The organism is Chryseobacterium sp. R2ACT005 (genome assembly GCF_049949215.1).
GTDB lineage: Bacteria > Bacteroidota > Bacteroidia > Flavobacteriales > Weeksellaceae > Chryseobacterium.
Window position 1 is genome coordinate 1,838,940 of the sequence record NZ_CP188192.1, and the last position, 16,310, is coordinate 1,855,249.

General features: G+C 36.1%; 13 protein-coding genes. 9 read left to right on the forward strand and 4 right to left on the reverse strand.

Annotated features, from left to right (window positions below):
* The first annotated feature begins 199 nt into the window (after positions 1 to 199).
* From ACPF63_RS08510 to ACPF63_RS08520, 3 genes are all read left to right on the forward strand, one after another.
* Positions 200 to 940 (forward strand): helix-turn-helix domain-containing protein, encoded by a 741-nt coding sequence (locus tag ACPF63_RS08510; RefSeq protein WP_426482682.1) that lies wholly within the window; start codon positions 200 to 202, stop codon positions 938 to 940.
* A gap of 150 nt (positions 941 to 1,090) precedes the next feature.
* A complete protein-coding gene (locus ACPF63_RS08515; protein ID WP_426482683.1) occupies positions 1,091 to 2,551 on the forward strand; it encodes a serine hydrolase domain-containing protein in 1,461 nt (486 codons plus the stop codon).
* A 43-nt stretch (positions 2,552 to 2,594) separates the two neighbouring features.
* Complete coding sequence (locus tag ACPF63_RS08520) at positions 2,595 to 3,293, forward strand: hypothetical protein (RefSeq protein WP_426482684.1); 699 nt, start codon at positions 2,595 to 2,597, stop codon at positions 3,291 to 3,293.
* Positions 3,294 to 3,620: 327 nt separating this feature from the next.
* Here ACPF63_RS08520 and ACPF63_RS08525 read toward each other — a convergent pair whose 3' ends face one another.
* Entirely contained in the window at positions 3,621 to 4,838 is a 1,218-nt protein-coding gene (locus ACPF63_RS08525; protein ID WP_426482685.1) for a hypothetical protein, read from the reverse strand.
* Between the two features lie 517 nt (positions 4,839 to 5,355).
* Between ACPF63_RS08525 and ACPF63_RS08530 the strand changes: the two genes are divergently transcribed.
* The 6 genes from ACPF63_RS08530 (at position 5,356) to ACPF63_RS08555 (ending at position 12,821) form a co-directional block, all read left to right on the forward strand.
* Positions 5,356 to 7,860 (forward strand): PIG-L family deacetylase, encoded by a 2,505-nt coding sequence (locus ACPF63_RS08530; RefSeq protein ID WP_426482686.1) that lies wholly within the window; start codon positions 5,356 to 5,358, stop codon positions 7,858 to 7,860.
* A gap of 100 nt (positions 7,861 to 7,960) precedes the next feature.
* Positions 7,961 to 9,652: a sodium:solute symporter gene (locus ACPF63_RS08535; RefSeq protein WP_426482687.1), complete on the forward strand. Its 1,692-nt coding sequence runs from the start codon at positions 7,961 to 7,963 to the stop codon at positions 9,650 to 9,652.
* Between the two features lie 35 nt (positions 9,653 to 9,687).
* Positions 9,688 to 10,206 carry a DUF2911 domain-containing protein gene (locus ACPF63_RS08540; RefSeq protein ID WP_077417113.1) on the forward strand — a complete coding sequence of 173 codons (519 nt, stop codon included), beginning with the start codon at positions 9,688 to 9,690 and terminating at the stop codon, positions 10,204 to 10,206.
* Between the two features lie 209 nt (positions 10,207 to 10,415).
* Entirely contained in the window at positions 10,416 to 10,949 is a 534-nt protein-coding gene (locus ACPF63_RS08545; protein WP_180563829.1) for a hypothetical protein, read from the forward strand.
* A 217-nt stretch (positions 10,950 to 11,166) separates the two neighbouring features.
* Complete coding sequence (locus ACPF63_RS08550; RefSeq protein ID WP_426482688.1) at positions 11,167 to 11,874, forward strand: hypothetical protein; 708 nt, start codon at positions 11,167 to 11,169, stop codon at positions 11,872 to 11,874.
* 296 nt (positions 11,875 to 12,170) lie between these two features.
* Positions 12,171 to 12,821, forward strand: a complete 651-nt coding sequence (locus ACPF63_RS08555; RefSeq protein ID WP_426482689.1) for an NADPH-dependent F420 reductase — start codon at positions 12,171 to 12,173, stop codon at positions 12,819 to 12,821.
* A gap of 76 nt (positions 12,822 to 12,897) precedes the next feature.
* On the opposite strand, the gene ACPF63_RS08560 is transcribed toward ACPF63_RS08555, so the two are convergent.
* From ACPF63_RS08560 to ACPF63_RS08570, 3 genes are all read right to left on the reverse strand, one after another.
* Positions 12,898 to 13,776 (reverse strand): DMT family transporter, encoded by an 879-nt coding sequence (locus tag ACPF63_RS08560; RefSeq protein ID WP_426482690.1) that lies wholly within the window; start codon positions 13,774 to 13,776, stop codon positions 12,898 to 12,900.
* A 63-nt stretch (positions 13,777 to 13,839) separates the two neighbouring features.
* On the reverse strand, positions 13,840 to 15,111 hold the full coding sequence (locus tag ACPF63_RS08565) for an aminotransferase class I/II-fold pyridoxal phosphate-dependent enzyme (RefSeq protein WP_175627264.1): 1,272 nt from the start codon (positions 15,109 to 15,111) through the stop codon (positions 13,840 to 13,842).
* 84 nt (positions 15,112 to 15,195) lie between these two features.
* The gene (locus ACPF63_RS08570; protein WP_077417123.1) at positions 15,196 to 16,233 is read right to left on the reverse strand and encodes a PLP-dependent cysteine synthase family protein; all 1,038 of its coding nucleotides are present in this window, start codon (positions 16,231 to 16,233) and stop codon (positions 15,196 to 15,198) included.
* Between the last annotated feature and the right edge of the window lie 77 nt (positions 16,234 to 16,310).

Below are 16,310 nucleotides of genomic sequence, written 5' to 3' on the forward strand. Positions count from 1 at the left end.
GTTTAGGACCACCTTTGCTTTTCTGCAGATTCCTGTTTTTTATCTTTATATCATATCAGTCTGTTACTCTGATTTTAAGCTAAAGCCAAAATATCTGCTGCATCTGCTTCCGTTTTTGATTGTTAATCTTGTTTTACTGCCTCGTTTTTATACTGTGGACGCGGCATCAAAAATGAGTTTTATTCAGAATCGTCAAAATATGATAGAGTTTCAGTTCATTCATATTTTAATACATCTGCAGATGGTTCTATATATCATTGCTGTTTTTAGAATACTAAGAAAATCGAAGAAACTATATCTTGAAAACTATGCAGGAAAAAACATCAGTTCCTATAACTGGTTATTCCAGTTTACCGTTGTACTGAGCATTTTATATGCGGTAGCTCTTTTAAAAAATATTTTGAAATTCTCTGATTATCAAAATGTTTCGGAATGGATCAAGATCGGACTTTTCGTATCATCTCTTTTTATTTTTTGTTGGTATCTGTTCAAAGCGTTAAATAACCCTGATCTTTTTAGAAACATTGATTCAAAACTAAAACTTGTTTCTGAGATTGTTTCCGAAGAAAAAAGCAGTAATCAAACAATGGGAGATGAAAAAGAATATAATGAAGAACTTTTGAAATTGAAAAAATATATGGTTGAGAAAAGACCTTTTCTGAACTCCTCACTAACCATTCAGGATGTTTCCAATGATATTGAAATTCCTGTCCGGGATTTATCTCTTTTAATCAATCATCAGTTAGGGCAGCATTTCTATGATTTCGTGAACGCTTATCGGATAGAAAGTGCTAAAGATATTTTAAAAGATACTTCAAAAAGTAAGGTAACGGTTTTAGAAATTCTATACGAAGTTGGTTTTAATTCAAAATCTTCTTTTAATACTGCTTTTAAAAAACATACTGGCAATACACCAACTGCCTATCGCAAAAGCTTGTAAAATAAGTGTTTGTAATTACTCGTACTCTTTTTTATAAAGATTCGTACTCATTTTTTATATAAATCCGACCGATTACATGTACTCGGTCGCATAGTTTTAATGTCTTCCACATCTTTGTATCGAAATAAATTTTAACATAAAAACGATACAATGAAAAGTACCATTTATTTACTAATTCTTATAGCGCTGTTTTCAAGCTGCCAGACAAGAAAAAAAGTTTTTCCGGAAAAAAGAGATTACAGTTTTCTTACGGATAGTTTAAATATTGAACCCCAATTAGAAAAGTACAAACTTCCTGGATTCAGCCTTGTTGTTTTTGAAAATTATAAGATTGTATACTCAAGCCAGGTGGGAGTAAAATCAATGAATTCTAAAGAAAAGTTAGATGAAAACACTGCTTTTTCTACAGCATCTATTACAAAACCAATCACCGCACTTCTTTGCCATATTCTTGAAGAAAAAGGCTTAATCAACCTGAATGATCCAATAGATAAATACTTAAAGCGATGGCATTTGCCAAAAAGTAAGTTTACTGAAAATAATAGCCCAACCTGGAAACAGTTTTTAAATCATACAGCCGGTACAAGTCAGGGGGGATTTGAAGACCATTATGAAGGAGAAAAAATTCCAACGATAACACAAAGCCTTTTAGGGCAGATTCCCAGATATGATAAGGAAATTGAATTTTTGTTCACACCGGGAACCAGCTTTGAATATAGCGGTGGTGGCTATGTAATCATCCAAATGGCATTAGAAGATACTTTGAATAAATCTATTGCAGAATTGGCACAAGAATATATCTTTTCTCCTCTTGGAATGAAAAATACCACAATGATTCAGCCTAATGAAAAAGGATTTCTAAAGAATGTGGCTTTTGTACATGATAAAGAAGGAAAAGTGATAAAAACAGGTCTACCCATCACGCCTCAGGTTGCACCATCCGGGTTATGGTCTACTCCTACAGATTTAGCTAAGCTTTCCATTGAGATCCAAAATGCGCTGCGCAATAAAAACAATAAGGTGATTTCTCATCAGGTAGCAAAAGAAGTAACAAAAGTGACTGCTTTGAAAAATGCAGTTGGAGGATGGAGCTATGGCTGGCAAAAATCTTTTGGATATAGTAATTATGATTGGTTCTCGTGTAATGGTTCCAATACTGGAGTTGGTGGCAATATTTTGGCTTCTATGACAGATGGTAATGGGATGGTATATCTTGCCAATGGTGAGAAACCGAATCGCTTTCCTGTAATGAATTATACCAGAACAAAGGTTCTCACATTGATGGATTGGAATAAAACAATTCATGAAGATATTCAGGAGCTCCCATTAAATCTTAAAAAACAACTCATCGGAAGCTATGACGATTTTCTGTATGGACAGGGAATGGAAACGAAAATTCTGGAAAAGAATAACCGTCTGTATGTAGAGTCTCCAATTTTAGAACATTTTAAAGGGAAAAATGAGTATGAATTACTCTATCTGAAAAATGGAACCTTCAGAATTGTAGATTATCCGAACCTGTTAAAATTTGATTTCAGCAATGGAAAGGTTAACTCTGTCATCTTAACAAGAGATTCGCTGAAAACAGAAGTCAAGATTATTAAAAAATAGGTCCAATAAATATTTAAAAAACAAAAACTTAACCCCCAAAAGTATGAACCTATTATTTTTAATTCCAATAGTAGTAATAATTGCAGGTGTAGCTTTCATGATTATCATGAATAATAAGCACAAAGCTGCAAAATCAGAAATTGATTTAGATTCTGAAAGAACTAAATATGACCGGTACAAACAAGAGCTTCTGGCTCAGGATTTTTCAAAATTGAAACAGTGGATGGAAGGTAAGTCCATTGATGCTTTTACTTCGGCCTCTGTTCCCCAGTCAACAGCCAATAAAGTGCAGGACCTCGTAACCGACGGGATAAAAAATGTAGCATTATCCACGATTGGGGTAAAGCTTACACGAATTGAAACAGATTGCTTCTGGGTGTTAAGTGGAAATGATCTGCATTTTTTCAGTACCAATACTGTTGGAGAACTAAATGAACACATTGTATTTGATAATTTTAGAGTTGAAAAAGCAAGCCTTCAATATGGAGGTCTCTTGAAATCACAACTGGGTATTTATTCAAAATCATCAGAAGAATATTTACCAAAAACATATATTATCACCTTTGATATTGACGGAAGTTCATTATCTCTTGAAATTCATGATAGACTTAATTACGGAGTTGATCCGGAAGATATGCTCAATCTAAAAAAGCAATTGGAAACAAGAGCAAAATATCAGGTAGTTGGTGAAAAATTTGTAAAAATTTCTCAGGATAGATTCCCTAACCTCAAAATGTCTTAATATAGTATGGGAATTGTATCAAAATTTTTAAGCTCATTTAAAAGCATACGATTAAATGATAAGAAAGGAATGGTTGAGTTTCGGAACACATTTTTTATGGTATACTTTCGGGGTGGCAGCAATATTTTGCATATTTAATTATATCTATCTTACTTCGTAGATAAATAAAAAATGAGGCTGTCTCAAAAATGACATTCTGAATGAAATGCAATAAAGAATCTCAAATAATTGATTCCTAATAAGATTCTTCCTTCGTCAGAACTCGAAGATTCAACATAGCCAAGACAAAAACTCAATTATATGACTTTTTGAGACAGCCTCATTATATTATTGTGCTTTTACTTGCTCTAGTTTTATGAATATTTTAGAGAGGTTGGGTTGGGCACTGCCTGAAGTGGGTGCTCCTGCCATAATGGTTGCGGTATAAGCGGTTTTTGAAGAAGAATTACTGTCTATCCAGGTATATCTTCTATGTTCAGGTCCGCCACCGGCTCCATCTATAATCCCTACGTTCCCCCAGTAAGCATTACCCACTGCCCCTGTACCTTGAGGAAACCAGGTAACTGATGAATCTGCCATACCGCCCCATACTCCTGAAGTAATATTGTTTGTTGTTACCGCTGAACCAATATAACCACCATATTCGGTATTATAATTCCAATACAGATTAACGGTAGAACCTGTATTATTATATAATTGTACATTAGGAACTGCAGCGGTTGTACCACTTGTGGTATCAAATATTACCCTGATTGAATATTTACCATCCGGGGTAGCAAGAGGAAAAGTATAGGCTTGTTTCCCATTGGGATCGGTTGTTAGGGTGGGATATCCCATCACAGCGACAGATGAAATGTCTGCACGACTGGTATTTCCCACTGTAGCGGTACAGTTTTGTCCCGCCGTTAAGAAAGGAACTGCAGCGCTGGTGATAGGAAGAGTCATATCATTACCAGTGGTAGGAGTTCCACTCACTGAGAATACCAATTCGCCATCCCCAAATTCTAGCGTTCCAGGTCTTAGTTGGAAGGTTAATCCATTTACTGTAAAAGGAGCTCCTGAATTATACGAACCTCCGTTTCCCTGGCTATAGATAACTCTCAGGTTTCCGTTGAAAGGAGTACCGGGAGTATAAGTAGAAGGATTTAAGTAAGCTGTAGTACATTGTAATGCGGAAATCGAAGGAGCTATGGTATTTGTTGCTTGTGTCAATCTCTGCCATACTGTTCCATCAAAATAATAATAGCCCATAGCAGTAACATTGATACGTTGTCCTGTGGCATCTCCACCGGTAACATCCGTAATATAAATTAATGCTCCTCTCTGATCGCTGCCATAGGTAGCTGTATTTACAGTAAGTTCAGCTCTTGTAAGCCTCGGAGCCTGTAATCCGAATGTTTGTGCGTTATCTGTAATCACTCCTGAAATATCTCTTTTAGCAGATACATCCACCGTTGTTTTTGGTGATACTGTATTGAATCCTACTTGGGCAAATGAGAATCCTGAAATAAGGATAGCACTGATTTGTGTAAATTTTGTTTTCATTTTAAAGTGTGATTTGTTAATTCAAATATAACTTTTTTTTGTAAATAATAAAGAAAATTATTTATAGTTGATAAAAATTAATTAATTAGTAATATTCTATTTGATATAAATAATTTATCACAGATGAAATTATTTATATCAAATTCTATTTTTCTCTCAATCACATTCTTTAATTGTTCTTTGATTAAAAATACAATTCATTGATTATAAGTTCTTTGATGGAAATTCTTCATTCTTTTAACACTTTAGAATACTTTAGAAAATGCCGTACAATTAAGTTTACATAAGATGAAAAGCTTTGACTTTCAGTAACTTTAGTGTACTTCTTATACGAAAAAGTAAATAACTTATGTGTTTAAAAAGCTTTTGTGTCTCCTTTGTGGTTTAATAAAAAAATTAAACAGCTTTATAGGAATGAACAACAATGCTTATTTAATGTTGTGAAATTCAGAGTCTGATTCTTTTACGGTTGAAAGAAAGAGGATTTACTTATATTTGCCTCGCAAAGCAAATTCAAATGTTCAAAAAAGTAATCATTGTATCTATCCTTGGATTTAATACGGTTTTTTGTTCGGCCCAGCAGGTTCGGCCCTCAAAATCATCTGAAATTTACCGCGAACTCAAAACTCTTAAACATCTGCCTAAAGTTTTATACCTTGCCGCTCATCCCGATGATGAAAATACAGGATTACTTTCCTGGTTAATCAACGACCAAAATGTAGAAACGGGCTATTTATCTTTAACCAGAGGTGATGGTGGTCAGAATTTATTAGGAACAGAGCAAGGTGCTGCATTGGGCTTAATCAGAACACATGAGCTTTTAGAAGCAAGAAAGTTAGACGGCGCCCAACAGTTTTTTACCCGGGCGATTGATTTCGGGTTCTCTAAAAATACAACCGATACCTTTAAACAATGGGACGAAAACAGCATTATCGCTGATGCAGTTTGGGTCATCCGTAAATTCCGTCCTGATGTTATCATTTGCCGTTTTCCTCCTACTGCTGCGGCAGGCCACGGACAACATGCGGCTTCGGCTGTGGTTGCGGAAAAAGCTTTTAAGCTGGCAGGTGATAAAACGGCTTTTCCTGATCAACTAAAATATGTGAATGTATGGCAGCCAAAACGCGTATTGTGGAATACTTTCCGCTTTGGTGGAGTCAATACGACCGCTGAAAATCAGCTGAAAGTTACCGTTGGGCAATATGATGCGCAACTGGGAATGGGCTACGGTGAACTGGCAGGATTAAGCAGAAGTTTACATAAAAGCCAGGGTGCAGGAACACAGTCTGTAGCCGGGATCAGAACTGAATATTTTGCCCACGTTATTGGTGAACCCGCAAAAGCAACACTTTTTGATGGAGTAGCTAACACCTGGACAGCAAAAGGAAACGCTGATATTGACCAATCATTAGATAAAATTATTTCCGCTTTCAATTTCAATACTCCAGACCAGAGTTTACCTGCTTTGCTTGCTTTGCGAAAAAAGGTCATGGCGCTAGAGGATACAGACCTAAAAAAGGATAAACTTAAATCTCTTGACAATATCATTGTAAGCTGCGCCGGTTTTATGGGCGAGGTGGTTACCAGTCAGGCTGAAGCTGTTGCCGGAGATCATTACAATTTCAGGCTCAATCTGATCTCAAGAGCTGAAAATCCTGTCGTTTTAGAAAATGTAAAATGGCTAGGTCAGTCAGAGAGCATCAACAGAAAACTATCAAAAGATTCTTTAATTACCATTCAGCATGACATTCAGATTCCTGCTGATGCAGCACTTACAGAACCTTATTGGCTGGCAAAACCAGCTGTGAACCCGGCAATTTTCTCTGTTCCCAATGATACTTTAGTTGGTTTGCCTGAGGCAGAATCACCACTTAATGTTTTGCTTGATTTAAAAATTGGTTCGGAAAAGCTTCAGGTTAAGCTTCCTTTATCTTTCAAGAAATTAGATCCGGTGCGTGGTGATGTTGTCGAAGCTTTGCGCATTGTTCCTGCACTGGAACTGAAATTTACACAACCGGTTTATTTAGTCAAAGAAAATGAAGATTTACATTTGAGTTTAAATGTTAAGGTTAATTCTAACAAACAGTACAGTAATGGTATTCTAAACCTGATGTATAACGGAGAGAGATTAGGAAGTGCTGATGTAAATTCGCTCAAAGGGAAAGACACTACCATTGAATATATTATTCCTAAAAATAAGCTTGCCTCCATACATTCGGATCGTTTGCAACTGGATGCAAATTTTGTGGCAGACGGAGTAACTTATAATAAAAAACAAGTATTAATTCAGTACCCGCATTTACCCACCTTGCAATATTTTGCGCCTGCAACGGTAACCGTAATGAAAGGTGATATTCAGGCAGCGGTTAAAAAAGTGGGTTATATAGAAGGTGCTGGTGATTTCATTCCTGATTTTCTGCGTATAGCAGGTATTCAGGTAGATGTCCTGAAGGACGAAGATTTTTATGGCAGCGTAAATGAATCCGGCGGAAGCGGCAGTCAAAACAAGCTGTCACAATATGATGCCATCGTAATGGGTGTTCGTGCCAATAACACAGAGAAAAAGCTGGGTCGCTGGATGCCTTTTTTATGGTCTTATGCAAAAGCTGGCGGTAATCTGGTGATGCAGTACAACACCAATCAGGATACCACTGTTGACAAATTGGGGATTTACAATTTCAGTATTGCCAATAAGCGGGTTACCGAAGAAAATGCTGCAGTTACGTTTTTAAATCCCAATCATAAAATACTGAACTTTCCGAATAAAATTACTGCGGATGATTTTAAAGGCTGGGTACAGGAGCGTGGTGCCTATTTCCCTGCTCAATGGGATGCAGCGTACGAACCGCTTTTTGAAATGCACGATACAGATGAGGAACCTCTGCAGGGATCAACTTTATATGCCAAATATGGAAAGGGTAATTTTATTTATACACCGTTGGCATTTTTCAGACAGCTTCCTGCGGGAAATGTTGGGGCGGCACGTTTATTTTTAAACTTTTTATCTGCACAGAAAAACTGATGAACAAGAAACTTAAAAATTGGAATACCTGGTACATACTATTAGCAGCTGCATTAGTATTCCAGATCGCATTTTATTATTTGTTTACTAAATTCTGGGCATGAGCAATATAGATTGGACAGTTCTCATTTTTACACTTGTTGTAGTGGTTGTTTACGGCGTATTTATCGGTCGTGGCCAAAAAAGCAACGAATCATACCTGAAAGCAGATAATAAAATGCCCTGGTACATTGTGCTTATCGGTATTATGGCTACGCAGGCAAGTGCCATTACATTTCTTTCAGCACCGGGCCAGGCTTATACAGACGGGATGCGTTTCGTTCAGTATTACTTTGGCCTGCCTTTGGCGATGATTGTTATCTGTATCACTTTCATCCCGATTTTTCAGCGCTTAAATGTTTATACGGCCTATGAATATTTAGAAAACCGTTTTGATAAAAAAACAAGGGTACTTACTTCACTGCTATTTCTTTTTTCCAGAGGCTTATCAACAGGAATCAGCATTTATGCTCCGAGTATCATCTTATCAAGCGTTTTAAACTGGAATATATATTTAACCAATGTTTTAACAGGCGGTATTCTGTTGATTTACACTTATATTGGCGGAGCAAAAGCGATTGCTCACACCCAAAAATTACAGTTTCTCATTATTCTGGGAACCATGGCTTTTGCTGGTTTTCTGCTTGTTCAAAATATGCCGGATGGAATTGGTTTTAAAGATGCGCTTTATCTGGCGGGGAAATCCGGAAAGCTCAATGTAATCACCACAGAATTCGATTGGAAAGATAAGTACAATATCTGGAGCGGGATTATTGGCGGGTTTTTTCTGGCACTTTCTTACTTCGGTACTGACCAGAGTCAGGTTGGGAGATATATTACTGCGAAAGACAATACCAATGCAAAAATGGGCTTGCTGTTGAACGGATTGGTTAAAATTCCGATGCAGTTTGCTATTCTCCTGATCGGTGCTTTGCTTTTCGCTTTCTTTTCGCTGAAACCGGCTCCGATTTATTTTAATGAAAGATCTTATCAATATTTAAAGGAATCACAACCTGAACAGGCTGCGATTTTTGAAAAAGAGCATCAGGATTTACAAATAAAATTTAATGCAGAATCGAAAGAAATTCTAAAGTTGAAAGAAACTCATTCTCCCCAACTTAAAAAGACAATTCAGGATTTTAAAAACACACAAACCCAGGTAAAAGCGCTTCACGGCAGGGTAGAGGAAGCGATCAATAATTCAAACTATAATGCAGAGAAAACGGATACCAATTATATTTTCCTGTATTTTGTAAAAAATACCTTGCCTGTAGGGATGATCGGCTTACTGTTTGCCGTCATTTTTCTGGCCAGCTGGGGTTCAATTTCTGCAGCGCTGAATTCCCTTGCTGCCTGCTCATTAAAAGATGTTCATTTGATATTTAGCAAAGAAATTCCTGATCAGGAAACCGAATTGAAGTATAGCCGGCTGCACACTTTAGCCTGGGGTATTTTCTCAATTGGTGTAGCCATGTTTGCCACGCAGATGGGTTCCCTTATTGAAGCAGTTAATGTATTGGGTTCTCTTTTCTACGGTCCGATATTAGGGATTTTTCTTGTCGCATTTTACTATAAAAAAATCAATGGTGCGAATGTATTTATTGCTGCCATTTTATCAGAAATTACCGTCATTGCCGTTTATCAGTTTGATATCGTTTCTTTCCTTTGGCTTAATGTAATTGGGGCAGCAGCGGTCATTATATTTTCTGCAATCGGGTTATTGTTTTATAAGCCAAAAGCAGTAAATTCGTAAACGGATAAATGAAAATAACCAAATAACAAAATATTATGAATACAATGATTAAATCTGCTACCATGATTTTTGCTGCAATGACGATTTCAGTGAATGCCTTTGCACAGGAAACTAAAAAACCTGCCAGCCCTCCGGCTACTGCTACGGGGAAAATTAAAGATGCAACCATTACCATTGCCTATAGCAGTCCCTCTGTTAAAGGACGTACAATCTGGGGTGGTTTAGAAGCTTATGATAAAGTTTGGCGTGCAGGTGCTAATGAAGCCACTACTTTTGAAACGGATAAAGATATTACCGTTCAGGGTAAAAAACTGCCTGCAGGTAAATACAGCTTTTTCTTAATTCCTAAGGCATCCGGAACCTGGACTGCCATTTTCAACAAAGAGCCAAAACAATGGGGTGCTTATAAATATGAGGAAGCTAAAGATGCTTTGCGTGTTGATGTAAAAACAAAGGCTTTACCGGCAACACAGGAAACTTTAGTTTATAAAATAAACAATAATGGATTCACAATGGATTGGGATAAAATCTCAGTTCCTGTAGAGGTAAAATAAATTTAAATATAAGAAATTAAAATCCCGTTAATCCGGGATTTTTTGTTGAGGTCAAACTCTTAATGAGAGGGATTGATTTGAATTATTTACGGTTTTCCATAATTAATGTTTAAAACAAATAATTAATATTGTCCGATTAAATAGGTGAACCCGATATTTAGGAATAAAACATTATTTTTTTTAGCTATTAATTAACAAAATTAAATATAATGACCATAAAATCTAAACAACTTTTCATTATCATCGGAGATGACAGAACAGGTAAGACAACACTTCAGAAACTTTTAATTGATCGACTTTGTGGTTTAGGCTATGAACGTTTACCAGTAAACAAACTGTTTGATATTAACCATCCCGAAATAAAAAGAAAGTATCAAAGTATTTCTTTTGGTAATAGAAGTTATCAAGAAAAAATTGGCGACTATGAAACGGTTGATAATTATTTTCAAAATCATTTTCATCCAGCAGATATTGCTTTTATTTCTTCGCATTTAGTTCTTTCAGATATTCAACAAATGATAACAAATGGCAGAAATATGTTTTATAACGTGAATGGGCTTTTTTGGACAAATTCTATAGATAGCAATAGAACTGCAAACTCTCAAATCTCTTCGCTTGACTGGAATGAAAGATTTTTAATAACAAATCCTTATTCTGATAATGAAGAATTGATACAACGACAACTTGAGCAAATAGCCGACAGCATTGTTGATTTACTAATTAATAGGACTTCAATTTCATAGTTTTTTGAAGGATATTTACTGAAATTATTCTTTAATTATTACTGATGATTTTAATTAAAGAATCTCATCATATTTTCTAAATATCAAAAAGAAGTGAAAGGTAAGAACCCTTGGAATTAATAGATCGATGACTGATGATGGGACTTTTGATTCTGTAATACATAAATTTACAGGTTAGTAGAAATATTAAGTAAAACAACTATATTAAATAACAATTATGAAAAAAACAATTGCTTTTTTTACTATTCTTTTATCAGTAATTAATATTCAAGCTCAGGAAAATATTGATTTATTGACCTACGAAAACACTCAGGATATTAAATTTTTTAACACTATTAAAAGTGGCACTCAGGTTAAGGAATATATAACAACGAGTAAAAATAGTGTGAAGGTGGGGGACACTTTAATATTAGGATCTCCTACCTCTGAAGAACTGAATACAAGAACTTATTCAGGGAGTTATGGAAATAAGGCAAGAGGGGGTATTTCACAATCAAGAAGTACTTCAAAAAAAACGTATGAATTTATACAAATGGGAAGACCAGCTGGATTTGGAAGTATTATGTCTGCTGTGGGGGGTGATGCACAGAATATGGCAGATAACAGTTTAAAAAATACGAGAGTTATTGTCAGCGAAATAAAAACATATCATAGAGGCAGTAAAAATAAACCTCTGTATGTGGTGATGGTTCTGGGAGAAATAAATGGCAGAGCTTTTGGAATAAATAAATATTTAAGCGTAATGGATACCGAATTAGGGATTGAGTCTGGTGAAATTCTTTTAAAAAATAAAAAAATGACCAGAGATGAAGCGATTGCAAAATTAAAAGAAGCGAAAGAACTAGTGGAAATTGAGATGATGAGCAAAGAACAGTTTGACGAATTAAAAAAAGAACTCGCTCCAATTATCAACAATAATAACTAAGAATAATACTTGTGCTGATAAGGATTAGCAACAGCGGGGCTGAAATTTTTCAATCCACGATTGTGTGTTGTTACAATTTTGTGATATAGTTGAAAGTTTCGTATTCGTTTTGCCTACCATCACATGCCCAAAACGTTTATTTTATTACGTTTCAATCTCAAGAATGATGTTTATATGAAACTAGTTTAATGTTTCACCTTACCATTTATCAAGATTATTTCTTAAACTAGTTTGCCCTTTTTTGAATGACTTTCCTCCTAATTTTGATCTAGATAAATAATTAAAAATCAAAAGAAATGGAAACATTAAAAAAAGTGGCCGTTATCGGTCTGGGGAATATTGGAAAAGCAATCGCAGGTGATTTGGTCAATAACAGTCATGAGGTGATTGTAGCATCAAGAAATAATGAAGAGTCTGCGGACTTCGCTCAGCAATCCAACGGTTTTGCTCAAAGTATGGATATTGATCAGGCGATCAAGGAGGCAGATATTGTAATACCAGCAATATGGTTCGGGGCTTTTAAGGAATTTTTCAATGATCATGGGGATATTCTGAAAAACAAAATTATTGTTGATGTATCCAATCCTATTGCTCCGGATGGAAATGGAGGGTTTAAAAAGATTATCGGAGAAAAAGAATCTGCAGGAGAGCTTAACAGATCTGCGCTTCCCCAGGGAGCCAAGCTGGTAAAAGCATTCGGAACATTAGGGGCTGGAAATCTTGCCGGAGCATCCAACGGAAATCCTGAAAAAACAGTATTGTTTTATGCTTCGGATGATTCATCTATTGACGGGGATATTGAAAAAGTGATAGAAAATGCAGGATTTGATCCTTTAAAAGTAGGAGGGATTGATCAGTCTATTCGTATTGAAGTTTTTGGAGATTTGCATGAATTTGGTGCATTGGGAAAAACGGTAAGCCTTTCAGAAGCGAAGTCAAAATTATAGAAAACACTTGCGTAAGTATACAAAAAGCCGGATTCATGAAGAACTCCGGCTTTTGTATTATTTTTTGTATCAATTTCTAGACGTGTCCTATCTTCTTTTGACTGCCAATCACATTCAGAGTAACTCCAAAAAGAATTAAAGTAATCCCAATAAGCAGATTAGAGGTGAATTTTTCATGAAAGATCAATACACTAATAATTACTGCAACAACGGGTTCCAAAGCTCCCAGAATAGCAACAGGAGTAGATCCGATATCTTTGATGGCAAATACAAGACAGAGACTGGAGATAACTGTAGTGAGAAATGCAAAAATGAGAAAGCTCATGAGAATCTCTGTCGATGGAATAGCAAACGATTCATTCGCCATCACCGCTTTGGTCATAAAGAACAGGGAGGTAAAAAGCATTGAATAAAAAGTTAGCTTAAATCCGGAAACTTTAATATTTGATTTGTTGACAATCACCATATATAAAGCATAGAATAGTGAACTGAGCATTACAATACCCAATCCTGCAAAATTGATTTCCAGTCCGTTTCCTTTTAAACATAAAACAATAACGCCAACGAAAGCAAGTAATAAAGAAACTACGGACAATTTGGAAAGCTTCTCTCTGTAAAAGAAAAACATGATCAATGCTACAATAACCGGATAAATGAATAAAACAGTAGAGGCAATTCCTGCAGTAAGATAATCATAACCCAAAAACAAGAAATCCGAAGAAAGAGCATAACAGGTCCCAAGCACTGCCAGAATTAATGCTTCTTTTTTATTGATTTTAAAACTCTCTCTGGAATACAGCAGATATCCTCCCACCATCAAAGCTGAAAAGAAAAATCTATAAAACAATGTAATATCCATTGAAAAATGTACCTGTTTGATAGGCAGGATAAAAATCGGAATCAGCCCATATGAAACAGCTGACAGAATCCCCAATGCGTAACCTCTAAGTTTCATGTATTGTTATCGGTATTAAATAAAAAACCACTGAATCAATCAGTGGTTTTTATTATTTTAAAATTAAATCGGTTTAAAACTTAATCCTTGTTCCTGCAGTAATTTTTGTTCCTGCTCTTTATAGTAACCACTTACTAATTTATCATGAATCGCTTCAAATGCGGCCAGAGTTTCGTTAATCTCTGCATCTGTATGAGAAGCGGTAGGAATTAATCTTAAAAGAATCATTCCCTTCGGAATCACCGGATATACCACCACTGATGTGAAGATACCGTAATTCTCTCTTAAGTCTTTTACTAATAGAGTTGCTTCTACCGGAGTTCCCTGCATCATTACCGGAGTTACACAAGTGTTGGTATCTCCAATGTTGAATCCTCTTTCTTTAAGTCCGTTTTGCAGTTTGTAAACATTCTCCCAAAGTTTAGCTTTGATCTCAGGCTTTGATCTCAACAGTTCCAATCTTTTCAATCCTCCGATTACCATTGGCATTGTAAGAGATTTTGCAAAGATTTGTGATCTCAGGTTGAATTTCAGATATCTGATGATTTCTTTATCACCTGCAAGGAATGCTCCGAAACCTGCCATTGATTTAGCAAACGTAGAGAAGTATACATCAATCTGATCATTACAGTCTTGCTCTTCACCCACACCGGCACCCGTTTTACCAAGTGTTCCGAAACCGTGTGCATCATCTACCAATAGTCTGAACTGATATTTTGATTTAAGATCGCAAATCTCTTTGATTTTTCCCTGCTGGCCTCTCATCCCGAAAACTCCTTCTGTAATCACAAGAATACCTCCTCCTGTTTCTTCAGCCACCTTAGTTGCTCTCTGAAGGTTTTTCTCAAGGCTCTCCATATCGTTGTGCTTGTAGGTAAATCTTTTACCGGCATGAAGTCTTACTCCATCCACGATGCAGGCATGAGAATCCATATCATAAACAATTACATCATTTCTGCTCACCAAAGCATCAATGGTAGAAACCATTCCCTGGTAGCCGAAATTCAATAAGTATGCTGATTCTTTTTGTACGAAGTCTGCCAATTCTCTTTCCAGCTGAAGATGCTGATCTGTTTCACCAGACATTGCTCTTGCTCCCATTGGATAGAACATTCCGTATTCTGCAGCCGCTTTTGCATCCGCTTCTATTACTTCAGGATGATTACACAATCCTAAATAGTCATTGGCACTCCAGAAAATTACTTCTCTACCCTGAAATTGCATTCTAGGGCCAATAGGTCCCTCTAATCTTGGGAAAATAAAATAGCCTTCACCATAATCTGCAAATTGTCCAAGTGGTCCTGGATTTTCTTTTATTCTTTCAAAAATATCCAACATTGTATCGTAATTTTTAAGTAATAAAGCCTTTTTTGTCCGAACACGCAAAAGGCTTTATTTGTATTTTGATTTTATTCGTTTTTATTTAATAAACTCCGTTTTGAAAACTTCGTCATAATTGTGAACACAGTTGTTGACAAATCCCTGTTCGGCCATCCATTGATCACTGTATACTTTAGTGATGTATCTTGAACCGTGGTCAGGATATATTAAAACAATCAGGTCATTCTCTGTAAGCTCATGAGACTGGGCATACTGTATCAGACCCTGCGTTACTGCTCCGGTAGTATAACCTCCCATAATGGCTTCTTTCAAAGCAATTTCGCGGGTTCTGTACGCGGACATTTCATCATTTACCCTTACAAACTCATCTACCTTGTCGAAAAGCAGGGCAGCAGGGATCAGGTTTTTACCCATTCCCTCAATCTGATAAGGATGTACATCTTCTTTATGGATTTCTCCTGTCTCGTGATAGCTCTTCAATATAGAACCATCTGCATCCACACCAATGATCTTGATATCCGGATTTTTTTCCTTCAAAAACTTGGCAGAACCGGATAGTGTACCACCAGTTCCTGTACAGGCAAAAAGGTGAGTGATCTTACCTTCTGTCTGTTCCCAGATCTCTGGACCCGTCGTCTGATAGTGCGCATCAATATTAAGCTCGTTAAAATATTGATTGATGTAAATAGAATTAGGAGTCTCCTGGGCAATTCTTTTAGCAACTTCATAGTATGATCTCGGATCATCTGCAGGTACATTGGCTGGGCATATATACACCGTAGCACCCAATGCTTTCAGATAAGCAATTTTCTCAGGTTTTGTTTTATCACTTACTGCAAGAATACACTTATATCCCTTAATGATACATACCATCGCAATAGAAAACCCAGTATTGCCTGATGTAGTTTCTACAACTACAGAATCTTCTTTTAAAAGGCCTTTTTTCTCTGCGTTCTCTATAATGTGAAGTGCGATTCGGTCTTTGGTGGAATGTCCAGGATTATATGATTCTAACTTGGCGTAAACGGTTGCTGGAATATCTTTTGTAACAGTATTTAGCTTCACCATCGGAGTATGTCCTATTAGGCCAAGAATATTATCGTAAACATTACTCATTATTTGTTATTTTCAATAAAAATCTGACTGCAAAAATACAAAAAAATAAATAATTACTAAACTTTTGTTTGGTTTCT